The sequence below is a fragment of the Nostoc sp. JL34 genome (assembly GCF_017114945.1).
Classification (GTDB): Bacteria; Cyanobacteriota; Cyanobacteriia; order Cyanobacteriales; family Nostocaceae; genus Nostoc.
Window position 1 is genome coordinate 83,448 of the sequence record NZ_JABXKQ010000044.1, and the last position, 26,579, is coordinate 110,026.

The 26,579-nt window shown below is 40.7% G+C and carries 27 protein-coding genes and 1 pseudogene; 18 read left to right on the forward strand and 10 right to left on the reverse strand.

Annotated features, from left to right (window positions below):
* Positions 1-11: 11 nt before the first annotated feature.
* From HWQ44_RS08545 to apcD, 3 genes and pseudogenes are all read right to left on the reverse strand, one after another.
* Entirely contained in the window at positions 12-161 is a 150-nt protein-coding gene (locus HWQ44_RS08545; protein ID WP_292717516.1) for a hypothetical protein, read from the reverse strand.
* Positions 128-229, reverse strand: a pseudogene (locus HWQ44_RS08550) (hypothetical protein); the annotation flags it as partial. The pseudogene HWQ44_RS08550 and the gene HWQ44_RS08545, both read right to left, overlap by 34 nt.
* Positions 230-894: 665 nt before the next feature.
* Positions 895-1,380: an allophycocyanin subunit alpha-B gene (gene apcD, locus HWQ44_RS08555; RefSeq protein WP_292717519.1), complete on the reverse strand. Its 486-nt coding sequence runs from the start codon at positions 1,378-1,380 to the stop codon at positions 895-897.
* Between the two features lie 187 nt (positions 1,381-1,567).
* Here apcD and rlmD point away from each other — a divergent pair, with 187 nt between their 5' ends.
* Together rlmD and HWQ44_RS08565 are read left to right on the forward strand one after the other, a co-directional pair.
* The gene (gene rlmD / locus HWQ44_RS08560; protein WP_292717522.1) at positions 1,568-2,974 is read left to right on the forward strand and encodes a 23S rRNA (uracil(1939)-C(5))-methyltransferase RlmD; all 1,407 of its coding nucleotides are present in this window, start codon (positions 1,568-1,570) and stop codon (positions 2,972-2,974) included.
* 390 nt (positions 2,975-3,364) lie between these two features.
* Complete coding sequence (locus HWQ44_RS08565) at positions 3,365-3,814, forward strand: anti-sigma regulatory factor (protein ID WP_292717525.1); 450 nt, start codon at positions 3,365-3,367, stop codon at positions 3,812-3,814.
* A 70-nt stretch (positions 3,815-3,884) separates the two neighbouring features.
* Here HWQ44_RS08565 and HWQ44_RS08570 read toward each other — a convergent pair whose 3' ends face one another.
* The gene (locus HWQ44_RS08570; protein WP_292717528.1) at positions 3,885-4,160 is read right to left on the reverse strand and encodes a DUF6439 family protein; all 276 of its coding nucleotides are present in this window, start codon (positions 4,158-4,160) and stop codon (positions 3,885-3,887) included.
* 190 nt (positions 4,161-4,350) lie between these two features.
* Between HWQ44_RS08570 and HWQ44_RS08575 the strand changes: the two genes are divergently transcribed.
* Together HWQ44_RS08575 and asnS are read left to right on the forward strand one after the other, a co-directional pair.
* On the forward strand, positions 4,351-4,713 hold the full coding sequence (locus HWQ44_RS08575) for a hypothetical protein (protein ID WP_292717842.1): 363 nt from the start codon (positions 4,351-4,353) through the stop codon (positions 4,711-4,713).
* A 2-nt stretch (positions 4,714-4,715) separates the two neighbouring features.
* On the forward strand, positions 4,716-6,107 hold the full coding sequence (gene asnS / locus HWQ44_RS08580; RefSeq protein ID WP_292717531.1) for an asparagine--tRNA ligase: 1,392 nt from the start codon (positions 4,716-4,718) through the stop codon (positions 6,105-6,107).
* A 142-nt stretch (positions 6,108-6,249) separates the two neighbouring features.
* On the opposite strand, the gene HWQ44_RS08585 is transcribed toward asnS, so the two are convergent.
* Positions 6,250-7,047: an Rpn family recombination-promoting nuclease/putative transposase gene (locus HWQ44_RS08585; protein WP_292717533.1), complete on the reverse strand. Its 798-nt coding sequence runs from the start codon at positions 7,045-7,047 to the stop codon at positions 6,250-6,252.
* A 121-nt stretch (positions 7,048-7,168) separates the two neighbouring features.
* On the opposite strand from HWQ44_RS08585, the gene HWQ44_RS08590 reads away from it, so the two are divergent.
* The 4 genes from HWQ44_RS08590 (at position 7,169) to HWQ44_RS08605 (ending at position 13,266) form a co-directional block, all read left to right on the forward strand.
* On the forward strand, positions 7,169-7,645 hold the full coding sequence (locus HWQ44_RS08590) for a chemotaxis protein CheW (protein ID WP_292717536.1): 477 nt from the start codon (positions 7,169-7,171) through the stop codon (positions 7,643-7,645).
* Positions 7,646-7,666: 21 nt separating this feature from the next.
* Entirely contained in the window at positions 7,667-8,947 is a 1,281-nt protein-coding gene (locus HWQ44_RS08595) for a CheR family methyltransferase (protein WP_292717539.1), read from the forward strand.
* A 423-nt stretch (positions 8,948-9,370) separates the two neighbouring features.
* The gene (locus tag HWQ44_RS08600) at positions 9,371-11,008 is read left to right on the forward strand and encodes an MCP four helix bundle domain-containing protein (RefSeq protein ID WP_292717541.1); all 1,638 of its coding nucleotides are present in this window, start codon (positions 9,371-9,373) and stop codon (positions 11,006-11,008) included.
* Entirely contained in the window at positions 11,008-13,266 is a 2,259-nt protein-coding gene (locus tag HWQ44_RS08605; RefSeq protein ID WP_292717544.1) for a hybrid sensor histidine kinase/response regulator, read from the forward strand. The genes HWQ44_RS08600 and HWQ44_RS08605 overlap by 1 nt, the downstream gene beginning before the upstream one ends.
* Positions 13,267-13,371: 105 nt before the next feature.
* Here the strand turns inward: HWQ44_RS08605 and HWQ44_RS08610 are convergent, their stop codons facing one another.
* Positions 13,372-13,773 (reverse strand): hypothetical protein, encoded by a 402-nt coding sequence (locus HWQ44_RS08610; protein ID WP_292717547.1) that lies wholly within the window; start codon positions 13,771-13,773, stop codon positions 13,372-13,374.
* A 152-nt stretch (positions 13,774-13,925) separates the two neighbouring features.
* Between HWQ44_RS08610 and HWQ44_RS08615 the strand changes: the two genes are divergently transcribed.
* The 3 genes from HWQ44_RS08615 (at position 13,926) to HWQ44_RS08625 (ending at position 17,172) form a co-directional block, all read left to right on the forward strand.
* The gene (locus tag HWQ44_RS08615; RefSeq protein ID WP_366931370.1) at positions 13,926-15,026 is read left to right on the forward strand and encodes a chemotaxis response regulator protein-glutamate methylesterase; all 1,101 of its coding nucleotides are present in this window, start codon (positions 13,926-13,928) and stop codon (positions 15,024-15,026) included.
* 183 nt (positions 15,027-15,209) lie between these two features.
* Positions 15,210-16,604, forward strand: coding sequence for an ATP-binding protein (locus HWQ44_RS08620; RefSeq protein ID WP_292717550.1), 1,395 nt, complete (start codon positions 15,210-15,212; stop codon positions 16,602-16,604).
* A 259-nt stretch (positions 16,605-16,863) separates the two neighbouring features.
* Positions 16,864-17,172, forward strand: a complete 309-nt coding sequence (locus tag HWQ44_RS08625; RefSeq protein WP_292717553.1) for an NIL domain-containing protein — start codon at positions 16,864-16,866, stop codon at positions 17,170-17,172.
* 77 nt (positions 17,173-17,249) lie between these two features.
* On the opposite strand, the gene HWQ44_RS08630 is transcribed toward HWQ44_RS08625, so the two are convergent.
* Positions 17,250-17,927 carry a response regulator transcription factor gene (locus tag HWQ44_RS08630; protein ID WP_012407592.1) on the reverse strand — a complete coding sequence of 226 codons (678 nt, stop codon included), beginning with the start codon at positions 17,925-17,927 and terminating at the stop codon, positions 17,250-17,252.
* Between the two features lie 607 nt (positions 17,928-18,534).
* A complete protein-coding gene (locus HWQ44_RS08635; protein WP_292717556.1) occupies positions 18,535-18,714 on the reverse strand; it encodes a hypothetical protein in 180 nt (59 codons plus the stop codon).
* A 293-nt stretch (positions 18,715-19,007) separates the two neighbouring features.
* Between HWQ44_RS08635 and groES the strand changes: the two genes are divergently transcribed.
* From groES to HWQ44_RS08655, 4 genes are all read left to right on the forward strand, one after another.
* A complete protein-coding gene (gene groES / locus HWQ44_RS08640; protein ID WP_094348596.1) occupies positions 19,008-19,319 on the forward strand; it encodes a co-chaperone GroES in 312 nt (103 codons plus the stop codon).
* Positions 19,320-19,428: 109 nt separating this feature from the next.
* Positions 19,429-21,063: a chaperonin GroEL gene (gene groL, locus HWQ44_RS08645; protein WP_012407589.1), complete on the forward strand. Its 1,635-nt coding sequence runs from the start codon at positions 19,429-19,431 to the stop codon at positions 21,061-21,063.
* 198 nt (positions 21,064-21,261) lie between these two features.
* Positions 21,262-21,579, forward strand: coding sequence for a hypothetical protein (locus tag HWQ44_RS08650; protein ID WP_292717565.1), 318 nt, complete (start codon positions 21,262-21,264; stop codon positions 21,577-21,579).
* Between the two features lie 319 nt (positions 21,580-21,898).
* Positions 21,899-22,108 carry a DUF4351 domain-containing protein gene (locus HWQ44_RS08655; RefSeq protein WP_292717568.1) on the forward strand — a complete coding sequence of 70 codons (210 nt, stop codon included), beginning with the start codon at positions 21,899-21,901 and terminating at the stop codon, positions 22,106-22,108.
* Positions 22,109-22,127: 19 nt separating this feature from the next.
* On the opposite strand, the gene HWQ44_RS08660 is transcribed toward HWQ44_RS08655, so the two are convergent.
* Positions 22,128-22,547: a hypothetical protein gene (locus HWQ44_RS08660; protein WP_292717571.1), complete on the reverse strand. Its 420-nt coding sequence runs from the start codon at positions 22,545-22,547 to the stop codon at positions 22,128-22,130.
* Positions 22,547-23,404, reverse strand: coding sequence for a ParA family protein (locus tag HWQ44_RS08665; protein ID WP_292717574.1), 858 nt, complete (start codon positions 23,402-23,404; stop codon positions 22,547-22,549). Before HWQ44_RS08665 ends, HWQ44_RS08660 begins: the two co-directional genes overlap by 1 nt.
* A 99-nt stretch (positions 23,405-23,503) precedes the next feature.
* Here HWQ44_RS08665 and HWQ44_RS08670 point away from each other — a divergent pair, with 99 nt between their 5' ends.
* The 3 genes from HWQ44_RS08670 (at position 23,504) to HWQ44_RS08680 (ending at position 26,567) form a co-directional block, all read left to right on the forward strand.
* Positions 23,504-24,283, forward strand: a complete 780-nt coding sequence (locus HWQ44_RS08670) for a class I SAM-dependent methyltransferase (protein WP_292717576.1) — start codon at positions 23,504-23,506, stop codon at positions 24,281-24,283.
* 66 nt (positions 24,284-24,349) lie between these two features.
* Complete coding sequence (locus tag HWQ44_RS08675) at positions 24,350-25,288, forward strand: radical SAM protein (RefSeq protein WP_292717579.1); 939 nt, start codon at positions 24,350-24,352, stop codon at positions 25,286-25,288.
* Positions 25,281-26,567: a photosystem II assembly protein gene (locus tag HWQ44_RS08680; protein ID WP_292717582.1), complete on the forward strand. Its 1,287-nt coding sequence runs from the start codon at positions 25,281-25,283 to the stop codon at positions 26,565-26,567. The genes HWQ44_RS08675 and HWQ44_RS08680 overlap by 8 nt, the downstream gene beginning before the upstream one ends.
* Positions 26,568-26,579 lie beyond the last annotated feature (12 nt).

The window sequence follows — 26,579 nt, forward strand, 5'->3', positions numbered from 1 at the left end:
ATTCTATCGATTTACTTGCCCTGTAAGTGCAGTTGTATAAATGCAGATAACTCTTCTTGATAAATTTCCCGGTAAGCTTGTTCGTTTGATAAATTCAAACTGTAGTTGTTCAAGGTGGTAAAGGTATCTATAGACAGCAAAAGCAGTGCGCTTGTTGCCATCTATCTACAAAGGGATGGTTCATGGCTAGATGGTATAGATAAGCTGCTGCTTGCTCGTGAATTGTAGAATAGAGAAGTTCCCCTTCAAATGTTACTTGAGGTTGAGCTAAAGCTGAATCTAGTAAACCTTCCCTCTAACACCAGAGATTTTAATTTTTAAATATAACTTGACTTTGGAATCTCAGTGAAATTCCTAGCTACTTAACTTACATAAATCTACTGTACTCAGAGATTATTCGGGTATATGCAGTTTAGCTGTAACAATCAAGTGACGACAATCACACTTATAGATGATTAGGATCGTCTCCCTGCGATCGCTAACTAGGCATAATTAATGACAACTGAACTCTAGCCGAGTCATTAATAGGGAACACACTTAATTGCCGACAGCCTTAACCAAGGACTGTCGGTTTTTTGTATTGGAACACCCAATGCCCCATACCCCTCATGAGTGCTGTTAGCGGGTAGCTGGGGTTTACTCTGTATTGAGTAAGAAATCTCACTTATTTACTCAGGACTCAAAACTCAGAACTGTTTTGCTCCATGCCCAATACTCATACTCATAAAATTTCCCCACAACTGGTTGATAACTTGACAAAGATTTTGCCACAGCCACTACCAAATGTGGGGAGGGTATGATCAAATTGGGGATCTTATGCCTATCGAGTGCTAATATCTTGTACTCACTCTAGTAGACCAGAAGTAAACTCCTAGAACCAGCACACACCTTGTATTAAGACATCGCTTGAATGATGTAATCAAAGTAGGGTGATGCTTGGGTAGCGTCTTCCGCACTCAGTAAGCTAAGGGAGGCTGTTTTCAGGGAAGTGATAGCTTCTACCATTCCCGGCACGGGAACGCCCAATGAATTGTACATTTCCCGCACACCAATCAAACCGATTTTTTCAATTGGCTCTTTGTCACCGGCAAGCACACCATAGGTAATTAGGCGTAAGTACCAGCCAAAATCACGGATACATAGAGAGCGTTGGCGTTCTCCGTAAGCATTACCTCCAGGGGAGATAAAGTCAGGACGCTTTTGCCAAAGTTGTTTGGTTGCTTCCTGAACTATCTTTTTTTCGTTTTCAGCTAAGGTAGCTGCAATCCGCGTCCGTTGCACGCCGGTTTGCAAAAAGTCTTTGATATTTTTAAGTTCGCCACTGCTGGGATAACGCAGTTCGTCGTCGGCTTTGAGAATAACTTGGCTAATTACAGTCATGATTATTGAAATCACCTGAAATATTATCTGTTAGTTTAGCGAGTCGGAGGTACACAAGTGAAGGGATCGGAGCTACTTATGTATTGAATTTATCTATTTGGCAAGATCAAAGAGTGAGGAGTAGGGAGAAAATAACTAATGCCCAATGACCAATGACCAATGACCAATGACTAATGACTAATGACTAATGACTAAAATAATTTGGCAACAGGGTGAATTAATTGAAGTTACGATCGCTGATCTGACTGATACAGGCGATGGTGTGGGGCGTGCTGATGAGCGTGTAGTGTTTGTCCCGGATACTGTTCCAGGCGATCGCGCTATTGTCCGCTTAGTACATGTTAAACCCAAATACGGCCACGGTAAGCTTCAACAGCTATTGTCACCATCCCCCCACAGGATCAGACCTAGTTGTATTGTGGCGGATAAGTGCGGTGGTTGCCAGTGGCAGCATATTAATTATGATTACCAGCTAGTAGCCAAGCAAAATCAAGTTATCCAAGCTTTAGAACGCATTGGCGGTTTTATCCAACCACCAGTAGATCCGGTACTAGCTGCCCCTTCTGCTTTCGCCTACCGTAATAAATCTACATATCCTCTCTTGCTATCGGCAACAGGACAGGTACAAGCTGGTTACTATCAAAAAGGTAGTCACCAATTAATTAACTTAAATCAATGTCCAGTCCAAGACGCGCGATTAAATCCCTTGCTTGCCGAAGTTAAGCAGGATATTCAACAACAGGGTTGGCAAATTTATGACGAACAACGTCACCAAGGGAAAATTCGCCATCTCGGTTTACGCATTGGCCGACACACTGGGGAAATGTTGCTGACTTTGGTGGTGAAGGACTGGAATTTATCAGGAATTGAAACCCAAGCCCAGGAATGGTTAAAGCGCTATCCGCAGTTAGTAGGAGTGTCGCTCAACCGCAATGGCGATCGCACAAATGCTATCTTTGGATCAGAAACCCGTTGCATCGCTGGAGTCCCCCACCTGCGTGAAAATTTTGCTGGACTGGAATTTCAAGTGCGCCCAGATACATTTTTCCAAGTGTATACAGAAACAGCAGAGGCACTATTGCAGATAATTCAATCAGAACTCAATCTTCAAGGGCATGAGTTGCTAGTTGATGCCTACTGCGGTATTGGGACTTTAACTTTACCCCTCGCCAAAAAAGTACGACAAGCCACAGGATTAGAAGTGCAACCAGCAGCAGTCGAACAAGCTATTTTGAATGCCCACCGCAACGGAATTGATAATGCAACATTCCAAGTCGGGGCAGTAGAGAAATTGCTTCCCAAAATGGGCACAATACCAGAAGTAGTAATACTCGATCCGCCACGAAAGGGGTGCGATCGCGCTGTCATCGACACTTTACGGCAATTGAAACCATCTCGGATTGTTTACGTCAGCTGTAAAGTAGCCACCCTCGCCCGCGACTTGAAATTACTTTGTCAAGATGGGCAATATACCATCACACGGGTGCAACCTGCCGATTTTTTTCCTCAAACGGCTCATGTTGAAGCTGCTGCCTTTCTTGTGCTATCACATTCGCACAAGGATATTAATTCCTTTACAAAAACTGAAATTTGAAATTTTTAGTCTAGTGCATACTAAAGATGCTAAAATTGAATTAAGCTAAAAATAAAAATTCGTTTTGTTTAAATAAATTCAAGTTGCATAGGTTCTTAAAAATATGAATTGGATTGTGTAAATTACAAATCGGCAATTAACTAGAGTATGCCAATACTCTGTCAAATTACTAGCATCTTTTTAAGTTGCTTAATTCGTTATCAAAACTATTCCAGCCGTTATCTATCTAAACAATTCCAACTCATACTATAGAGCTAATGCTCCCTAGCATTTTCAAAATTTAGTTTTAAAGACGCAAGTTTGAAGGCAGCATGACCACCTCAAGTTTTATCAGGGTGCCTGTAATAGCAAACTGATGTCTAGCTAACTGAAAGCTATGGGGTTTCTCTTGTGATTACTATTTCACTCCGTCCAGTTGGACGTTATTGGGGCACTATTAGTTTTGCCTCAACCCTCTACCTTTGTCCAATATTAGACTTATTGTTGGCAGAAATTCCAGCAAGATTACAAGCAGAACTGCGGCTAGGACTTCAAGAAGCCCTAGTCAACGCAGCCAAACATGGTAATAATCTCGATCCGAGTAAAACAGTTGTAGTTCGTTTTTCCGTAATAGATAATCAATATTGGTGGATAATATCAGACCAGGGTAGTGGCTTTACTCCTTCATCTACTAGTAATGAAGAACCAACAGACTATCTTCCACCAGATGAGTCAGAAAATGGTCGTGGTTTATGTCTTCTACATCAAATTTTTGATCAGGTAGAGTGGAACCGCAAAGGCACAGAATTGAGGCTTCGTAAACAAATGGAAAATCGTCCTCGTTTATCTCTGCTACGGTAAGAAGGGAGTGGGGAAAGTTATTAGTTGATTGTTTTTTATTAACTATTCCCTATTCTCTATTCCTTATTCTCTACTTCCCGTGAGTTGGGCAGGGAGGGGCAGAAATGGAGCGATCTAACCAACCAACTGCCTGTTCTAATCTAGCTTGAGCTTCTTCTGGCTGATTCTTTAAAAGATACACAATCGCTGCTGCCACTTGTTCATTAGCGCGGGAATTGCGGTTAGACTTGAGGCGATGCCAATCGTTAGGGGAAATAGTCAGCCTTTCCATGAGGGCTTGAGCTAGTTCCAAAGTACTAAGTTCATTCAGTTGACTGGTTTTAGGCAGCTGAGTAGATTGAGACATAATTTTAAGTCCTTTGTCCTTTGTCCTTGGTGAATAACCGAAAATGACTAATGACCCTTCGGGTGACGCTCCTGCGTCGCTATCGCTTCGCTAACGCCAGTTGCTCATGGGGGAAACCCCCAAGACCGCACTGGCTCACCAATGACTAATGACTATTGGTTCACATTTAATCTTAGTTTACTACTTGTACATGAAGCCGTCTAAACAATCACAGTCGTCAGCCGAAAATCCTGAACCGGATTTTGAACAAGAATTAGAGGAAGTAGAGCGATCGCTCTTATCCTTAAGAGAACGTTACGATCAAGTGCAACGCGATCGTCAACAACAGGCACAATGGCAACAGCACCGCGATCAACTAAAGCACAATAAATCTCAGACACCAGGAATCAAAGCAGAGTTACGGCAAATTCAACGGCAGTTGGAAATGCTAGAACTAAACTTAGAAAGCCAGTTATTTTCTTGGCGTAGCCTGAAGAAACCTTTCTGGCAAGTAGTTCGCTTTGGTGGAATGGGCGTTATCATAGGCTGGATATTAAAGTCTTATGCTGGGTAAATATGGTAAATCGACGAATTGCAGAAATATTGCGAAGTGGCCAACCTGATGACTCTCTCCTAGTTCAAGGCTGGGTGCGGACGAAGCGCGAGTCCAAAGGATTTGCTTTTATTGAAGTCAATGACGGCTCATCACTAGCTAATTTGCAAGTCGTCATTAATCAGGATTTGCCAGATTATGAAGCTATCTTGAAAAAATTGAATACGGGTGCTGCTGTGGAAGCGACAGGGGTACTAGTGGCTTCCCTTGGTAAAGGACAGCGAATTGAGTTGAAAGCCGAGACAGTGAAAGTTTACGGGGAAGCTGATCCCGATACATATCCTCTGCAAAAGAAACGCCATTCCTTTGAGTTTCTGCGAACCATTGGACATTTGCGATCGCGGACTAATTCTTTTGGTGCAGTTTTCCGCGTCAGAAATGCTTGTTCGACAGCAATTCACCAATTTTTCCAAGAAAGAGGCTTTTTGTGGGTACACACACCCATTATTACCGCTAGCGATTGCGAAGGCGCGGGTGAACTGTTTAGCGTTACCAGTTTAGATTTAAAGAATATTCCCCGCACAGAAAACCAAGCAGTAGATTACAGCCAAGACTTTTTTGCTAAACCCACATATTTAACAGTTAGCGGTCAATTGGAAGCGGAAGTGATGGCGATGGCGTTTAGCAACGTGTACACCTTTGGCCCTACCTTCCGTGCAGAAAATTCCAACACCTCCCGCCACCTAGCAGAATTTTGGATGGTTGAGCCAGAAATGGCTTTTTGTGACTTAGAAGACGATATGGATTTAGCTGAGGCATTTCTCAAACACATTTTTAAATATGTGTTGGAAACTTGCCCAGAAGACATGGAATTTTTCAATGAACGCATTGATAAATCTGTGTTAGCGACAGCCGAAAATATTATTAATAATCAGTTTGAACGGTTAACTTATACAGAAGCGATCGCACTTTTAGAAAAAGCCGATGTCAAATTTGAATATCCTGTGAGTTGGGGTTTAGATTTACAATCAGAACACGAACGCTACCTAGCTGAACAACAGTTTAAAAAGCCAGTAATTGTCACAGATTACCCAGCGCAAATCAAAGCCTTTTACATGCGCTTGAACGATGATGAAAAAACCGTCCGCGCAATGGATATTCTCGCACCGAAAATTGGCGAAATTGTCGGCGGTTCTCAGCGCGAAGAACGCCTAGAAGTTCTAGAACGCCGCGTGTTAGCGCAAGGATTAAACCCAGAAGACTTGTGGTGGTATCTTGATTTGCGTCGTTATGGTACTGTTCCTCACGCGGGTTTTGGACTAGGTTTTGAACGACTCGTGCAATTTATGACGGGTATGGGAAATATTCGTGATGTGATTCCCTTCCCGCGTACACCGCAAAGTGCTGAGTTTTAGTTTGATTAAATAAATAAGGCGATTAAAAATCGCGTCTACAAAAACCAAGTCCGTCTGCACTGACTCATAAAAACTCCAAAACCCGCATTCTTCGCGGGTTTTGCTTGTATAGGCACGTATTTTATAAAGCGATCAATTAAAATTAAAGATTTTGAATCTCCTCTTGTAAAACTTGAATTTGCTCAAGAGATAATTCAGTAACTTGAGCAATTTGTTCTAAACTCATTCCAATTCGCAACAAATTTAAAGCCAACTTTCTTGTTGTTTCTGCTTTACCTTCTGCTTTGCCTTCTGCTTTACCTTTGGCTTCGCCTTCTTCTAGGATTTGTTGATAAATGACTGATTCGCGCATAATCTCACTCCTTAAAATCTTGCTAATTACATCTTTCTTTAACACCAGACCTGCTAAAATACCACTGGCAGCACTTATATTTCTTTGTAGCTGGCGATCGCTAATCGCTTCAACTGCTTTGGCTACTTGGGTTAATACCATTGTAGGATCGTTTGTTTGACTTAGCACGGCAAAGGGTAATAGACCTGGAATACTCATAAACCTGTCTGTTGGTTGTTCCCACAGGCGTATTACCTCAAACTGATGGTAAGTGTTATTTAATCTAAAACTATTTTCAATGACTAATTCTGAATTGGTTTTTCTCAAATAGATTACTATTTGACGCATTTCTTTGTTAGGAAAGCGGCGATAAACCCTAACTCGATAATCTAACATCCGAAAGAGAATATCTTCATCAGGGTTGGTTTGAAATTCGGTATGTAGAACTAAATCATCAGATTGCAATAAAATTAACGAATCGGCGCGAATTGGTTCGCTTGATAATTCAGTAGGGCTAAGTTCTGTTAATTTAATCGGTGAACCTAGTAACCATGTTGCTAAATCATCTTTGAAGTTTTCGGCAATGAATTTACAGATGTTGTCATACATGGCAGCTTTAAAGAATGGGTATCATGTATTGCTGATGAAAATTAAATTTGTTAGTGTTGGGTTTCCTTGCATAGCCTACAAGGAATACCAAAGCTAGCACTGGAGATGAAAATTAGTGTTAATGTTACTTCTCAATATTGGGAATGAGCGATATGCCATAGAAAGCCGACAGGTTATAGAAGTAATACCACTTGTTGTACTCAAAAGTTTGCCCCAGCAGCCTGAGCATATCGCTGGTGTTTTTAACTATCGGGGACGCATTGTACCAGTAATCGATTTATGTCAGTTGATGCGTGGTAAACCCTCCAGTGAGTACCTGAGTACTAGGATTATACTAGTCAACTATTGGGGAAGTAATAATACAGAACTTAAGGCTCCCTATATTTTGGGTTTGATGACAGAACAAGTTGTAGAAACATTACACCAGTCTGAGTCTAAATTTGCTGATTCCAATATCCAGATAGATACAGCGCCATATTTGGGCAAAATGATTGTTGATGACCAAGGGATGATTCAGTGTCTTCGCATTGAGTACTTGTTGTCAGAAGCGCAGCAAGTCAATCTCTTGCCAGAAAGTCATCACAATACTAGATTTTAGATTGGTCTGAAGATTCTATAAATGGCACAATCTGTTATTGAAGCTTTACTAAAAAGCAAGATTGGTTTGGATGCAAATTCTATTGGTGCTGATGCGATCGCAAGTGCAATTTATCAACGCATGGCAGATTGCGGCATCACGGATATTGCTCACTATCTGGGGAAGTTACAGGTATCTACCCAGGAATGGGAAGCACTGATTGACACTGTAATTGTTCCAGAAACTTGGTTTTTTCGAGAACCAGAGTCTTTTGCACTTCTGAAGCATTACGTATTATCTGAATGGTTGCCAAAAAATCCCCAGGGTGTGCTGCGGGTTTTGAGTGTACCCTGTGCAACGGGTGAAGAACCATATTCCATTGCGATCGCTCTTTTGGAAGCAGGATTAAATCCGACAAACATTCATATTGATGCTGTTGATGTTAGCAATAAGTGCCTACTAAAAGCCCAACGAGCAATTTACAATCAATACTCGTTTCGCGGCAATAGCCAATCGTTTCAAGAGCGCTATTTTCAGGCAACTGAGGCAGGATATCACCTGTGCGAACAGGTGAAAAGTATGGTGAATTTTATTAATGGCAACTTGGCAGATCCGGCTTTTCTAGCTGACACGCCGCTTTATGATGTAGTCTTTTGCCGTAACCTGTTGATTTACTTCGATGTGACAACAAAAGAGCGCAGCATTCAAGTTTTAGAAAGGTTGCTAAGGGAAGAAGGCTTGCTATTTGTGGGACACGCTGAAACTTGGTTATTGTTTAAAACTCAATTGATCTCAGTTCGTCAAAATTCAGTAGTTGCTCATCGAAAGTCCACGGGAGGCGAAAATGTTCGCAAAAATCATCATCCAAATCTTCAGAGACAAGGCTTTACAGACAAAAATATAGATGTTCTCAACAAGCGACAGCTACCGAAAAAAAACCATTCCAAATTTGTCGCCCAAGAGAGGTTAAATGTTGCTTCCCAGAACCCCATATCGCCAATAGACTTAAAGGTAAATTTGTTAGAAACAGCCAGAGCTTTAGCCGATCGAGGTCGATTAGATGAGGCGGTTAAACTATGCAACGATTATCTCAACCAAAATCAGGTGAGTACTGAAGCATATCTTTTACTAGGTCAGGTGCAGCAAGCGATGGCACAAAATGAGCGGGCGGCACAATCTTTTCAAAAAGCAATTTATTTACAACCGACTCACCAAGAGGCGCTGACTCATCTGGCATTACTCAAAGAACATCAAGGAAATGCGGATAGTGCTAATCTTCTCTGGCAAAGAATTCACCGATTAACGAAAGATAAGCAGTTCTGAGGAGATCGAGTAGGAGGCAATATTGTGTAGGTTTTGCCTAAAAAATAGAAATGTGTAGGTTAGGTTCTCGTTTGTATGCAGTAAACTTTGATCTCTCTCCAAACCTCTCTCCTTTTAGAAGAGAGGCTTTGAGTCTTACTCCCCTTGTAGGGAAGGGGCTGGGGGTTAGGTCTGTATTGGACTCAACTGAGAACCGCTATATTCTTAACCGAGCAGTACTGGGATTCATCCACCTCAGATACTCAAACTTCTTATTTAGGACTCAACACTTTCACGTCAGAAGGAAAAGCTAGTCTCTGAACTAAGCTAGCTACTTAATAATTTGTTTAAAAATAAAAATACAAACTGTTCATCTTGTTTATGATTTGGGAATTTTAAGAGATGAATGCGTTTTACAGCAACAGAGGAACAGTAGGATATCCAATGTTCAAGAACATGACCTTGCAAACACGGTTGATCGGTTCATTTTTTTTCATGGGACTGATTGTACTCACGATGGCCTTGCTGGGATGGTTCACCACCAACGAGTTAAATCAGTACATTAACATACTGGCGACGGATAACATCCCCAGTGTGTCCGGAATATGGAAGATTAACGAAGGTCAGACACAAATCCAATCAGCAGAACGGTTACTATTCGATCCTGAAGTCACTGTTAGTGAAAGACAAGGTGCAATAACTCAAATCCAGGATGCTTGGAAACAGATTAATGAAGGTATTAAACAGTACGAAGCAACGCCATTAAGCGAACAAGAAAAAAAAGAGTATGGCTTAGTTAAAGAACAACTGGATGCCTGGAAGCAAGCTCATGAGAAATTGTTAGATATTGAACAACAATTCACTCAGCTGGGTATTCGCAATCCTTGGAAAAAACAAATTGAATTAATACGTCAAGGAAAAGAAAAAACATCAGACTTTGCCATTGTTCAAGCACCAATTGAATTACGTAATCGCATGGATTCTGAGGGAGCAAATAGAGAAGAACCATTATTTAAAATAACTGATGACCAAGCAGGTAAACTTTTGAAACTTAATGAAGGTTACATATCAGATACACAAAAAGAAGTCGAACAGAATGTGGCCCGCAGTATTTTCTGGATTTCTGTCGGAATTGCCATTGACCCCATAACTGCGATTATTTTTGGGTTTATAATCGCTCGACAAATTGCATTTCAGATTCTTGGTGTTGTTAGGGTTGCAGAGCAAATTTCCACGGGGAACTTAACAACTCAGGTCACGGCTGATTCCAACAGCAAAGATGAAATGAATAGACTTTTAACTGCTTTCCAAACCATGACTCAGAATCTCAACACTCTGATTCGTCAGGTACAGCATTCAGGTATCCAAGTGACTACCTCAGCTACTCAAATAGCAGTTTCGGGTAAACAATTAGAAGGGACGCTCACGGAACAGGTCGCCTCTACTAATGAGGTAGCTGCTGCTACCAAAGAAATTTCCGCTACCTCTAGAGAATTAGTAAGTGCAATGGAACAAGTTGCGGCCATTTCACAAATAACAACGACAGCAGCGAATGATAGTCAAAAAGATATAGTGCGGATGGAAACCACTATGCGGCAGTTGGCAGAAGCCACTAATGCGATCGCTGCTCGATTGGGAGTAATTAGCGAAAAGGCAAATAGCATTAATACTAAAGAAATTTCCCCTGCGAGTGTGATTCATACCCTACCGCATCGCAGCAACCAAATTTTGCGGGGATTGGTAAGTATCCGAGGCGAATTGCGATTGTGTATTTCTTTGAGCGATCTGTTGAATCTGGAAGCTGCCGATACAGCAGTACAATCGCTGAGTCCAGTGGTGTATTCGCGCATGGTGGTGCTGGAAAAGGCAGATAAAACTTGGGTGTTTGGTGTAGATGAACTTTATGGAGTACACCGATTTCAGCGGGATGAGTTACAAGATCCGCCCAAGAGTCTGACTCAAACTTATACTAAAGGATTATTTCACTGGCAACCTAGCGGATCGCAAATGGAGCAATCGCACAGTGTCAGTTATTTGGATGATGAATTGTTATTCACCACCTTAGCTAGGAAGGTGGTGTGATGTTAGAAGAATTTGATGTCAGCAATCTTTCCTTGCTTGATTTATTCAACATGGAAGTAAAAGCTCAAGTTGTGGTATTGAACGATCGCCTGTTGGCACTGGAAACTAAGCCCGATCCCCAACCAGAACTGGCAGCTTTAATGCGGGCAGCCCATTGTATCAAAGGCGCTGCGCGAATTGTCCAAATCGATCCGGTTGTCAACCTTGCCCACGTCATGGAAGACTGCTTTGTGGCGGCTCAAGAGGGAAAAGTTACCTTAACTGCCGATCGCATTGATGTATTGCTGCAAGGGGTAGATATGCTCCTGCGGATAGCGGAAACGGTTACATCCAACCCAAATTTGCCGATGTTAGAAGATGTTGGCATTCAATCATTGGTGAGTGCGATCGCTAATATCTTAACTCTAGAGGCAACCTCTACAGAAATTCATCCCTTAGTAACAACAGCGCAGTTAGAAGACAACCAACAGACAACCCTTATTTCCCCATCCCCATTAGAAGAACTGGGCATCACCCAAAATCGGGCGGTGCGAATGAGTACTGAAAATTTGAATCGCTTAATGGGTTTAGCAGGAGAGTCTTTAGTTGAGGCGAATTTATTAGAACCATTTGCTAACTCTTTGCTGAAACTGAGAAGCAATCAGGGGGAATTGTCCAACTTGCTGGAGAAGTTGCAGGAGTTATTGGGCAACTATCATCTGGATCGGCAAATTAAAGAAACCTTGAGTGCAACTCATCAAAAAGCTAACGAATGTTACCAGATGATGAGCGATCGCCAAAACGAACTAGAACAATTTTCTCAGCGTTCTGCTAACCTTGCCCAGCGCCTATATCAAGAAGTTATTGCTACTCGAATGTGTTCCTTTGCGGATGGGGGACAGGGATTTCCGCGGATGGTGCGCGACTTAGCTAGACAATTGAGTAAACGGGTGAAACTGGAAATCGTTGGTAAGTCTACTTTGGTAGATCGAGATATTCTAGAACGTTTGGAAGCTCCGTTGACTCATATCCTGCGGAATGCGATCGATCATGGGATTGAATTGCCCCAGGAACGTCTAGCAGCCGGAAAGCCAGAAGAAGGAATTATTCGGATTGAAGTTACCCATCGCGCCGGAATGCTGTTTATCACCGTTGCAGATGATGGGCGGGGAATCGATATCGAGTTTTTGCGCCAAGTTGTGATCGGCAAACAACTGACAAACCCGGAAATGGCAGCCCAACTTACCGAAGTTGAGTTGATGGAGTTCCTGTTTTTACCTGGTTTCTCCACAACCCAGACTGTAACTGAAATTTCGGGTAGAGGTGTGGGGCTGGATATCGCCCATAGCACAGTGCGGGAAGTTGGCGGCACGCTGCGGGCGGTTTCTGTGTTGGGAAGGGGTATGACCTTTCACTTGCAGTTACCGCTAACGCTATCAGTGATTCGCACCCTGTTGGTGGAAATTGCTGGCGAACCTTATGCTTTTGGACTGACACGCATTGAAGAGGTGTTGATATTATCGAAGTCTAAGATTGCTGTATCGGAAAATCGCCCATTTTTCGTCATAAATAATCAACCTGTGGAGTTGATTTTAGCAAGTCAAGTTTTAGAATTAGCCTCGCCTGCGGTGAATATAGAATCGCTATCAGTGATTGTAATTAGCGATCGCCTCAATCGTTATGGATTAGTTGTAGATCGGTTTCTCGGCGAGTGCAATTTGGTTGTCCGTCCCCTAGATCCCCGCCTTGGTAAAGTCCCGAATATTAGCGCCGCCGCCCTGATGGATGATGGTTCCCCGGTGTTGATTGTCGATGTTGAAGATTTAGTCCGTTCCATTGCTAAAGTGTTTTCCAGCGGACAACTTTCTCAGGTAAATCAGTCTGCTCATCAGGCAGTTACCAAAACTTACAAGCGAGTATTAGTAGTGGATGATTCAATCACTGTGCGCGAAATGGAGCGCAAACTTTTGGAAAACAATGGTTACAAAGCTGAAGTGGCGGTTAATGGCATTGATGGTTGGAATGCAATCCGCAGTGGCGATTATGACTTGGTAGTGACAGATATTGATATGCCCCGGATGAACGGCTTTGAACTCACCAGCCAGATAAAAACTCATGCCAAGTTGAAGCAAATACCTGTGATTATCGTTTCTTACAAAGACCGGGAAGAAGACCGACTGCAAGGGTTAGAAGCAGGTGCAGACTACTACTTAACTAAGAGCAGCTTTCATGATGACACTCTGTTAAAGGCAGTGATTGATTTAATTGGAGAGGCTTGATAATAATTCGTAATTACCAATTTTCATCACCTTGAAAGGGCTGAATCTAGAACTTACGCATTGACAAAAAATCTCATCCATCTCCCTGTACTGTCTGTCTAGTAATCAGGATTCTTGCCGAATTTTGTTTCTGATAAAAAGTTGTTCTGCATTAAGTAGGATGACCAGTAGCCCTATAGACCATCTGGCGATTGCCGGAGTTGCCCAGTTGTGATTCACCAGGTCGGGGATGGTTATAACAAGCATCAATACAATGAGGAATATCGGTATAATCATGACAATATTCCGATCCCAAGCAGGTTTATCGCGCAGTCTCGCTTCGCTTTGTAGTACGCGATTACGCCAAAAGGGAAAAGTACTTAGGACAGAAGTAAGGTATAACAGTCCAGCATTAATTAGCAGAATTGTTTTAAGGTTTGGAGCGATATCAGAATGTCCAAGGAAGATCGCTGTTAGGCAAGCTCCTGCTGCTAGATACAGAAAAGTAAACAGGGTAAAGTGCTTCATTGGTTACTCCTTGTGCTTTATAAACTGGAGTTTAGACTATATGGCAAAGGCATCTAAATTATATAGGACTAGCCCTTTCAAAATGACGAACAAAGATACGTTGTTTCAGTGCTACCATTTTGAATCCTCCGCTCAGATTTTGGGCTTTTTGAATGTTGAAATTACCAATTTTTGTTCCAAATTTCACCACCTTGAAAGCGCTGGTTCTAGATTTAATCTGGGTTTCTATCTGTTGTATTTGTCGCGTTATTTTGGAGAAATGCCATATATTTGTGAGAATTGCGATCGCTAACGATATGTTCATGGCTGTAGAGGCACTACGGCGTATTGTGGTAAAAGTACCAGGTTACAAGCTGGCGTGGGTTGCTTACGATGGTGCGGAAGCTGTGAGCAAATGTGCGGCTGATACTCCCGACTTGATTTTGATGGATGTACTAATGCCCAGCATGGATGGAGTAGAAGCTACACGGCATATCATGAGCCAATCTCCCTGCGCGATTGTGATGGTAACAGCTAGCGTTAATCGCTATGCAGCCAAGGTTTTTGAAGCAATGGGCTATGGAGCCTTGGATGCCATCAATACGCCAGCCTTGGGTGATGATGGCTTACTAAATAAAATTGCCGCGATCACCCGTTTAATTGGCAAATCTTCATATCGGCGATCGCCGCCTGTCCATCACTCAAAATCACTTCCACCTCTAATTGTTATCGGGGCTTCCACTGGTGGCCCCCAAGCATTGAAAACTATTCTCTCTCAATTTCCCCAAGACTTTCCTGCGGCTGTAATAGTTGTTCAACATATAGATGCCCAATTTGTCCAAGGTTTTGCCACTTGGTTAAATGAGCAAATTCCTATGCGTGTGCAACTAGCGATCGCAGGTTCTACACCACAGCCTGGTAAAGTTCTGCTTGCTGGCACAAATCTTCATTTAGTAATGCGTCCCGACCTCACCCTTGGCTATGCCAAAGAACCACTACATTTTTCCTATCGTCCATCAGTTGATGTTTTCTTCAAGAGTGTGGCTAAAAATTGGACTGGAAAGGGGGTTGGGGCGTTGCTGACGGGGATGGGTGGAGATGGCGCTCAAGGTTTAAAACAATTGCGCGAAGCAGGTTGGCATACTATTGCTCAAGACCGCAAAACTTGCGTTGTTTATGGTATACCGAAAGTAGCCGTAGAATTAAAAGCTGCGGTGGAGGTTTTGCCAATTGAGGCGATCGCATCAACTATGGGAAAATACTTAATTGAATAGGCAATACTTATATTACTTGAATATAAGTATTTGTGTTAATGCAAATACTTAAAACATCCTTACGAAGTATTTCAAAACACTAATAAAATGATTTACTGAGATATAATTGCGACAATTGCAAGCTAGTATATTTAACTTATTAGTTTGTAGTCGTGAAAACAAAGACCTATTTAGAGGTGCTAAATGAACCTGCAAGAAACAGCACTCTTACAAATATCTCAAAAGACAGAAAAATTATCACTGAAGTGGAGTGAACCAGAAACCCCACAAGCTATGCCATTTATTCTGAATACCAAAATATTGCTAGTCAGACTTTTGCTAATTGACGATCAGGTAATTATCAGCGAAGCCTTCCGTCGGATGGTTGCGACAGAAACTGATATTTCCCTTCACTACACAAGTAATCCAGCTAAAGCTATTCAAGATGCGATCGCCATAGAACCAACGGTGATCTTTTTGGATATGATCATGCCAGATATCGATGGATTAATGTTACTGCGTTGGTTTCGATCTCATCCAGTAACTCGTGATATTCCTATCGTCATGCTATCCAGTAAAGAAGAAGCAAAGTTAAAAGCCGACTCTTTTGCTGAGGGTGCAAATGACTACCTAATTAAGTTACCCGATGCGGTTGAGTTAATTGCCCGCATTCGTTATCATTCCAAAGCATACAACAACCTCAAAGCCCTCACTACTGCAACTGCTACTGCCCAACTTCAAGCACAACAGTTAGAAAATACCTTACGGGAATTACAAACTACCCAAGTTCAATTGATCCAGACAGAGAAAATGTCTAGCTTGGGTCGGATGGTTGCAGGTTTAGCCCACGAGATTAATAATCCTGTTAATTTTATTCACGGTAATTTTAATCATCTTAATAACCATGTAAACTGTCTTTTAAATTTAATCCAACTATATCAACAAGAACATTCAGATTTATATTCTTTATTTCAAGAAAAATTTGAAGATTTTAATCTTGATTTTATCATCGATGATTTACCAAAAATTATTTCATCCATGAGGATAGGCACTGATCGGATTCGTGACATTGTGCTGTCCCTAAGGAACTTTTCTCGACTCGATCAATCAGAAAAAAAAGCTGTTAATATTCATGAAGGTATTGAAAGTACTTTATTACTTTTAAATCATCGACTACAAACAAAAATTGAAATTATTAAACAATATGGAAATCTCCCGCCAGTTCAATGTTATCCAGCACAACTAAACCAAGTATTCATGAATATCCTTAGTAATGGCATTGATGCTTTACTAGAGCTAGATAATCAGATCCAAAAGCAAATCGTGATTCAGACTGAAGTAACTGAATTGGAGACAGTCATAATTACATTTAGAGATAACGGTGATGGAATAGATGCAGAGATTCAAAGCAAGATATTTGAGCCTTTCTTTACAACTAAATCTATCAACAAAGGAACGGGACTAGGTTTAGCAATTAGCCATCAAATTATTGAGAAACATCAGGGCAATATTCGGCTAAAGTCTGAACTTGCTTATGGAACGGAATTTGCAATCGAAATTCCAATAGCATTACCTGTTAATCATAAAAGCACCACTTGAGTCAAGACTTCACCGGAGATTATTCTCCAAGACATTTATTTATCTTTTAACAAAGATTAACTTATAAGTAAATAAATTTATAATCCATTTACATGCGATCGCACTTGTTTATAAGAATCCATAATTATATATCATCGAATCTTGATGATGATATATGAATCATTTGCTACCGCTTGCCTACATGGGATGAGTGACGCTAGTCTTAAAAGAAGTCGTGCAAAGCCAAACCCTCATCCAAGAAGTCGAATAGGAAGCTACAATGGCAATTCCAAAAAAACAAGTAAAATCTAATACTGATATTTTAGATAATAGACGCACCCAAACTCGCATTCAGGTTCGTATTCCTAAAGACTTGCATGAGGAACCAGTCATTTCACGACTGGTTTCTCACTACGGTATCACAGTCATTATTGCTGATGCCGAGGTAAGTGCAAACGTGCCACAATATAGCTGCTTCGATCTGGAACTGCGAGGTACTGTTTGCCAGATTGAGAGTGCCTTGACTTACCTGGATGAACTGGATTTAGAAGTTTTGCACCAATCCAGCCCTGAAGAAGATGGTTGGTAAATTGAGTGCTGAGTCCTGAGTCATAAGTGCTGAGTCAAAAACACTCAGCACTCAGCACTCAGCACTAGGTACTAAGTTTAGGCCATTTGATTTTCAATCGCCCACCGCGCTAGTTCAGTGCGGTTGTGGAGATTAGTTTTGCCCAACATATTGGACACATGGCTTTCAACCGTGCGCTGACTAACATTTAGTTCTTCAGCAATTTCCCGGTTAGCTAAACCCCTAGCGACAAACTGAACTACTTTCAGTTCGGTTGGGGTTAATTGCACATCGAAGGGAACCTGGATACGGGAACCGTTTTCGCCTCCTTTTGCTTGGTGTTCTTTCCAACGGATAGTTTGTTTCAGCGAGGATTCAACTTGCGCTACGAGTTCTTCTGGCTCAAAAGGCTTGACCATATAAACATCAGCACCTTTATTCAGACCCTTAACTCGGTCTGCACTTTGTCCCTTAGCTGAAAGGAAAAGAACCGGAATCCAGCTGGTGCGTTCGTTTTGCCGGACTTGTTCCACAAAAGTATATCCGTCCATTTCCGGCATCATCACATCGCAGATGATCATGTCTGGAACATCTTGCTCTAAAATTTCCAGAGCTTCACGTCCATTTTCAGCGGTGATGACTTCATATCCCCGGAATTCCAAGTAATCCTTCACCAGCAAGATGAGGTTAGGGTCATCATCAATCAATAGAAGTCGTTTGTGATCTTTCATGCTGGGCTCTTTCATAGCAGTGGCACTTGTCGCGCTTCGGTCCATCAAAGTCTTGAATATTTATCCTCTATGGTGGGTTATTCGAGATGTTGTCCTTTTTCCTACTTAACTTGCCTTTACTGTCTCGAAGTCTCAAAAATGCCGAGCACTTTCAATAGACTAGTAGCTCGATAGCAAAAGTCCAGCAAGGATACGTATAGCAGTAGTATCTATAATGCGCTATTATATATCGCTTTGAAAGGGGCGGGGTAAAAAACACTGATTAAATAATAATCTTTCGGACTCACAAGTAAGTATTGGCTTAAAGATGACCCTACCTCAAAACCAACCCGCACTTTCTTAAAGCTTACTGCTATACCATATCCTTTGGTTGTTAAGCCTCTATGAGGTGTTCACAAGAAACTAGGGAAGTTTCTGGCAAAGGATGGGTTGAAAACGCATATTCTTCTACCACCTTATTGCCTATTCAGTGTTCTCGGATGATCCGCAGGGTAACTTCCGGGTTTGCTTGGCGATACCAGACACCATCAGGGTAAACCACCATTATCGGTCTAGAACAAGAAACACGCAAGCAGTTGGCTTTAATTTTATAGACACAAATAGGATGACTTTCTTGCGTTTTATTGAGTTTTAACTCTTTAAGTCGCTTTTTTTAAGTAATCCCAGAATTCCAGACTAGCTCGTTTTGAGCAGCAATTGCCTGGTCAGCGCAAATAAAAATGTGTCGCTGAATTTTTGCCAGTCCTAAACTTTCTACACAATTACTCAGGGTCTTATGTTCCAGAGACTTAGTAGTTTTGGGGATTTGATAGCTGGACTGGATCGCTGTCACTGTATTGTTACTTATCGAGTGGCTCCCTGATTACAGTTCTATAACAATTTGCAAGCTTTGCAAATAAAGTTGACTGGGGAGTGGAGAAGAATTCTCATACTTCCCTACTCCCTACTCTCTTCGTAACTTACGGAACAAAACCCGCAAGGTAGAAATAATTAAGCATTTATACTTAAGTACATCTATGACCCTCTAGTTCGGGAACCCGTACTAAAGAGATTCTTGCCATTGGACGCCACTTTTCGGTAGATTAGCACTCAGGAGTTGAGAGTGCTAAACTGGAGAAAATAATTATGGCAGCTTTATCTCTAAGCGTTTCTACAGTTAAACCTTTAGGCGATCGCGTTTTCGTAAAAGTGAGCGCCTCTGAGGAAAAGACCGCAGGTGGTCTGTATTTGCCCGATACCGCCAAGGAAAAGCCCCAAGTAGGGGAAGTAGTCGCCCTTGGTCCTGGCAAGCGTAATGACGATGGAAACCGTCAGGAATTGGAAATTAAAGTCGGCGATAAGGTGCTGTACTCTAAGTACGCTGGTACTGACATCAAGCTCGGCACTGAAGAATATGTACTGCTTTCTGAAAAAGATATTTTAGCAGTTGTTATCTAGTGGGGAGTGGGGAATAAGCAATAGGGAACGTCAAAGACAATGCCCGATGCCCACTACCCAATACCCAATTCAAGAAAAAAATTGACTTACTCCCGGAATTTAGACACCTATGGCAAAGCGCATTATCTACAACGAAAACGCCCGTCGCGCCTTGGAACGAGGCATTGACATCCTGGCTGAGGCTGTAGCTGTTACCCTTGGCCCCAAAGGTCGTAACGTAGTTCTAGAAAAGAAATTTGGCGCACCGCAAATCGTCAATGACGGTGTAACGATCGCTAAAGAAATCGAATTAGAAGACCATATTGAAAACACTGGTGTAGCTTTGATTCGTCAAGCTGCTTCTAAGACCAATGATGCTGCGGGCGATGGCACCACAACTGCTACCGTTTTAGCTCATGCGATCGTCAAAGAAGGCTTGCGGAACGTTGCAGCTGGTGCTAACGCAATTTCCCTGAAGCGTGGTATTGATAAAGCTACTGCCTTTTTGGTAGACAAAATCAAAGAACACGCCCGTCCAGTGGAAGATTCCAAAGCCATTGCCCAAGTTGGTGCGATCTCGGCTGGTAATGACGAAGAAGTTGGTCAGATGATTGCCCAAGCAATGGACAAGGTGGGTAAGGAAGGCGTAATTTCCCTAGAAGAAGGGAAATCTATGTTCACCGAGTTGGAAATCACTGAAGGGATGCGCTTTGACAAAGGCTACATCTCTCCTTATTTCGCTACTGACCCTGAGCGGATGGAAGCGGTTTTTGATGAGCCTTTCATACTGCTGACCGATAAGAAAATCGCTTTGGTACAAGACCTCGTACCAGTATTAGAGCAAGTAGCTCGTGCTGGTCGTCCTTTGGTGATTATCGCCGAAGATATTGAAAAAGAAGCTTTGGCAACCTTGGTAGTAAACCGTTTACGCGGTGTACTCAACGTGGCTGCTGTTAAGGCTCCTGGCTTTGGCGATCGCCGCAAAGCACTACTAGAAGACATCGCTGTTTTAACTGGTGGTCAACTAATTACCGAAGATGCTGGTTTGAAGCTAGATAACACCAAGCTAGATAGCCTGGGTAAAGCTCGCCGGATCACCATCACCAAGGACAGCACCACAATTGTTGCCGAAGGTAACGAAGCTGCTGTTAAGGCTCGTGTAGAACAGATTCGTCGTCAAATCGATGAAACCGAATCTTCTTACGACAAAGAGAAATTACAAGAGCGTCTTGCTAAACTCTCTGGTGGTGTTGCTGTAGTGAAAGTTGGTGCAGCAACCGAAACCGAAATGAAAGACAAGAAGTTGCGCCTAGAAGACGCTATCAACGCTACCAAAGCTGCTGTGGAAGAAGGTATCGTTCCTGGTGGTGGTACAACTCTGGCTCACCTTGCTCCTGAATTGGAAGTTTGGGCGAAGAGCAATCTTAAGGATGAAGAGTTGATTGGTGCGTTGATTGTCGTTCGTGCCTTACCTGCACCTCTGAAGCGGATTGCTGAAAACGCCGGTCAGAATGGTGCTGTGATTGCTGAACGCGTGAAAGAGAAAGAATTCAACGTTGGCTACAATGCTGCAACAAACGAATTCGTCGATTTGTTAGCGGCTGGTATTGTTGACCCTGCGAAAGTGACTCGTTCTGCTCTGCAAAACGCTGCTTCTATCGCTGGTATGGTGTTGACAACCGAATGTATTATAGTTGACAAGCCTGAGCCTAAAGATGGCGCTCCTGCTGGCGCTGGTGCTGGCGGCGGTGACTTCGATTACTAATACTTTGTAGTTACATAATTTGTGAGAACAGCTGCTTCCTTTATGGAGGTGGCTGTTTTTTTGTTTGAACTGTCTTTGATGAAGCTGTTGCCGGAAACTAGGATATAAAGGGCGCAAAAATAGTAGTACAAATATTCTGCTAAGGAATGAACAGTATAAAAATAACAGTTATAATATAAATATTTAATGACATTCACCATGAATTACATCTTAGAAACACAAGCAAGTTATGCTAGGAAAAATATTGCTCAAAGACTAGAAGATTGTAGTGATGCAGTTGATAATGATAAAAGCCTAAGTTCATATATAAAAGATCAGCTTGTTTTTTTAATATCTGCTGATGCTTGTGAATTAACATCTATTACAAGTAAGTTTAGACAGCAATTGTCAATAAGCCCCTATATACATCCCGAAGTGGAAAGAAGAATACGATTGTTAGACATATCTATCCAACATTGGGCAAGATTATTGGATATTAATACCTTATTTTTGTGCAATTTTTATACATTAAAATAACTGATTTATTACTATTTTTTATTTGTAAAAGCAGCTACTTTTCTCAAAAATTTGCCGCTTTTTTAATTTTTATAAACTCAAATAATTTCCTTAGCGTGCTTCGTGTCTGGTAGCAACATTTAACACTATTTTTAGTTAATCCGACGCTATTACCTTTAGCAGATGCAAAGTGAATCGCCGCAAATGTTACTAGCATAAGTCGTTGAACAAGCCGCTTTCAGATAGGGAGGAGCGACAAAATATGCGGGTTGTGTAGAAATTCTGGCAGGTTTGCGGTTTGATAAGGATTTGGTTAAGTCAATTTTTGTGGGAGGATATTATGAAAGAGTCTGTAATTTATCAAGATATCGTTCAGAAAAAAGCCTTTAAATTGATAAGTCGTCAGCTTAAACGGCGCTTTGGCGATCTTGATGGATCATTAGTTGAGCAGGTTCGGAATTTATCTGCTGAACAGTTAGAAAATTTGGGAGAGGAACTGCTTGATTTTTCCGAAATTGCTGATTTGGTAGTTTGGTTAGAACAGCAATAGAGGAATTAATAAAGCTGCATCATATTTTAGAGATTGAGGCTGCAAGTAGTTTACCGCTTTTATCTTGAGCTTGCAATTTTTGAATAATATGCTCAATAATAATATTCAAATCCTTCCGGCGGCGCATAGAGCGTTTCGGGTCAAGTTGACCGTGTTTCAATAATTCTCTAACCTGTTCTCTTAGCTCAGTTAAGTAAAGCCTCAGTTGTTCTTCACCCTGTTCGCGTAAAATTTGCCGACATTCAGTTAGGATAAGATCGCCATTTTCGAGAGTTTTACTAGTATCTGATTGTTTTGGTGTTGCTTCGGACAAGTTTTTACTTTTGTCAGCGTTTAAACTGTTAATTAAACATTTTTCTACAGCCTTGGCAAGTTTGGGATCAGATTCTACAACTTCTGCGATCGCTCTTAATAAATCTGCAATTTGTGATGCTTCCATTATCTACCTACTCTCTGTATAAATTCTTTAGTTAATTTCACCATAGATTCATGAGAATCATCATATTTTTGTTTATATGTCAAATAATTATTCAGTTCTAACCCTTCGGCAATTTTTGCTCTTTCTAAAATTTTGGTTTCAAAAACTGGTGGATAGAAAGGGTTAACAATAATAGAGTTTAGATTTTCACTTTGGGCTATAGTTCGGTTATAACGAGAAATTAATGTCCCAACTGCTTTTAAGTTATGTACATAATCTCTATTAAACTTTTCTATGTGTTCAAGTAATAAATCTAATCCATGAATGGACATTCGATTTGGGACACAAGGGATTATACAAGCATGGCTAGCTAGAAATGCACTTTTAACTATTGTGTTAATATTGGGGGCGCAGTCTATTAAAATATAGTCATAATTATTCAATAATGGTTTGAGGATTGTACGAAGAAGCTCAACAGGTTTTAAGTTTAAAGAATAATAGCCTGCTGGTAAATCTTCCTGGAATTCAAATAACCTTGGACTGCTGGGTATCAGATGTAGGTGAGAAAAAGAATTTCTATTTCTCATATTTGAAATGTTTTCTTTAGCTATAAACTTCTCATTTTTCGCACTGTCTAAAAAATATTCAGGATTTTTAAATAAGAAAGGCAATGTCAATCCTCTATTGTTAAATTCCTTTTCCCAAACCTCTTCTGACATTAAAGCACTAGTCAAATTACTTTGAGGATCGAGGTCAATAGCAAGTACACGCTTTTTGTACATGGTATCGCCGGCTAAATATTCCGCTAATGCCATCACGATGGTAGTTTTGCCAACTCCACCCTTGAGGTTGCAAATGCTTATCACTTTAGCTGTCATAATTTCTGGTAGATTGACGCATTTCATAGGCTACATCTCTATGTTTCCCTGAAAATATTCCCAACTAACAGGTTCATTTTTACTTTTACATAAAAACCCATGAGCCAAATTAATCCTGAAACAACGCCCTTACATACCCTAAACCCACTCAACCGATTTTCTGAAAGAGCAGAGGATTATGTAAAATATCGACCAAGTTATCCCGCAGATGCAATTAATATTATCTTGGAAGGATTAGGTGAAAATTCACAACTCGTAGCAGCAGATATTGGTGCAGGTACAGGAATTGCTTCAAAATTGTTAGCTGAACGGGGGGTTAATGTCATAGGCATAGAACCAAACGCGGCGATGCGAGAAGCTGCTAAACCACATCCTTTGATAGAGTTTCGTGATGGAATAGCAGAATTTACTCAACTACCTGATAATTCAGTTGATTTAGTTACCTGTTTTCAAGCTTTCCACTGGTTCAATCCCGAACCAACTTTATTGGAATTTCAGCGCATTTTAAAACCATCAGGACGCTTGGCTGTGGTGTGGAATAACCGCGATCGAGAAGATGCATTCACTACAGAATATAGCCGCATAGTCCGCGAAGCATCTAATAATCATCCAGCAGAATCTAGAATGCAGTCCGTAGATCCACTATTAGTAACTCCCTATTTTATTGACATCCGTGAATATAATTTTACTTATAGACAACAGTTAGATTTAACAGGACTTATTGGACGATCAATGAGTGTTTCTTACCTACCGCGTGAAGGCTTGGCATACGAACAGCTTATTGATAATTTTGAAGAATTATATCAGCGCTTTCGTGATGAGAGTGGTTTTGTCTATATGAGCTATCGCACTAGCGTACACCTTGGGGAAGTAATTTAAAAATCAAAATGGGAATCATAAAAAGTAGAGTGCGTTAATTCACTCTCAATAAATATCAGGATTCACATGGCACAACCAAAATATGAAGGTTATTGCGAATGCATTCCTACCAAATTAGTCCGAGAAAAATTTGGCGATGTCAATGTTTATGCCCAAAGTGCTAAATCACTCTTAACAAAAGCTACTGGTTTTATTGGTAATTATGATTTTACTCTAAATCCTTACAGGGGATGTCAATACGGTTGTAGTTATTGCTATGCTGCTGCATTTACTCCTAATGCTCAAATGCGCCAAGATTGGGGTAAATGGGTAATTTTTAAGGAAAATTCTGCTGATATTTTAGCGAAAGAATTAAAAAAATGGTATGTAAAAAATCCCCAGACTCCTCCTAGTATATACATGAGTAGCGTTACCGATCCTTATCAACCACTTGAGTCTAAACATCAATTGACTCGTCGCTTGTTGGAGGTAATGCTAGATATGGGGATTGACGGTTATCCAACTCCAACCTTGGTGATTCAAACTCGTAGCCCAATTATTGTTAGAGATATTGATTATTTACAACGATTTAAGCGATTGCGAATTAATATGAGCATTCCCACTGGGAGCGAATTAGTGAGAAAGGATTTTGAACCGCGATCGCCCAGTATTAAAGCTAGACTAAATGCTATCACTAAAATAAAACAAAGTATTGATTACTTCAAAGGTTTTCTTCCTAAAATTTCTATCACTATTACCCCTCTACTTCCTACTTTAGCAACTGATGAAGCTGCTTTTATTGACAAACTAGCCATCGCCGATAGGATTGTAATTCAAGCTTTTCATGCTAGCCATAGTCGTTCTCTTATAGCATCAACTCGCCAAGAAGCTGAAGAAATTAAGCAAAAATACTCTTGGTGGTATGAGGATGAGAAATTAAACTATATTAAATTTAAGGAAAAGTTAGTTTCTCGGCTTCCAGGTGTAGAAATTATGGAAGGTAAAGAGGGATTTGGTTATGAATAATCCTATCAAAAATTGGTGGCGAAGTCAGCAGTTAAAATTATCTTTAAAACGCGGGGATATCCGACGTGCAACCCAATTATTGCAAGAGATTCAAAAGTCAGGTGCAAGATTCTCATGGTTAGAAAAACTATTTAGGGATAAACTTCAACTTGAACGTTATTCCCAAGAATATAAACGACAAACAGAAACTTTAAGTAAACAACTAACAGAAGTATCGCAGCAAAAAGATAATCTGATATTAATGCTGGATGAGGAGTTTGTTAAATATATCTATAAAGCTTTTAATTTAATACAGCACGATGAATATAAATTGCAATTTACTAGTATTGATGAACGGATATTTGATGATTTTGAATCAAAACTAGTTGAATATCTCAAAGAAGAATTTAGTAAAATTCCTGAAAAACAATTATTTATTAAGCTAGAAGACGCTCTTGAGGATATTAATAACTTAAAAATTGGACAAGACCCAGACTACCATTTTAGTCTAACTCCTCATGTCTACTTTATAAAGTATTTTTTAGACAATGTATATTGCATATATTTAGCTTGGTTTCTCATTTACCAGGATGCTTTACTACCAAGTAAGGTTAATATCCTTGATATTGCAGCAGGGCCAGGAACAGTTGCTTATGGTTTAGCTTTATTTCTCCAAAGTAGTAGCGGTTTTTTTCATATCCCACAAATGCATATATCCTACTACTCTTTAGAAAAACAAGATGCTTTCCAGTTTCGTGGGCTTCAGTTTTGGCGACGATATATAGAGTCGCGCTTAACCACGGTTAATGCTTATTTCCGCTTTGTTACTACTGATATTTTTAATTGGAAAACTCAATCGAATAATCTACCCAAAGACTTTTTCGACTTTATCGTAATTTCCCACTGCTTCTTTGCAGATCCAGGCAAAAGGGTTGAAGCTAATAATACTTACAAGCAAATATTTACCACTAGCTTAAAAAATTCAGGTTATGTTCTGCTGATTGTGCAAGATAAAAAATTATTTAAAATTTCCGATGTTCACCAAGTTGAAAATCAAGAAGAGGAAAAAAATGTAGTGCTAAAATTTATGACAGAATTGGGTTTAGAGTTGGTTTGGTATAAATATCTAACCTCAACAGATTCAAGAATACCTTTGTCTGGTGTTGAATTTGGTAAGTTTGCTCGAGAAAAATTAGCAAAACAACTGTATATGAGTCCAATACTCCAACAGTATTTTGGTCAGAAGCATCACTTACACTATACATTAGATGATTATGTAATATTGGCGAAAAAATCATGAGAAATGGCAGGG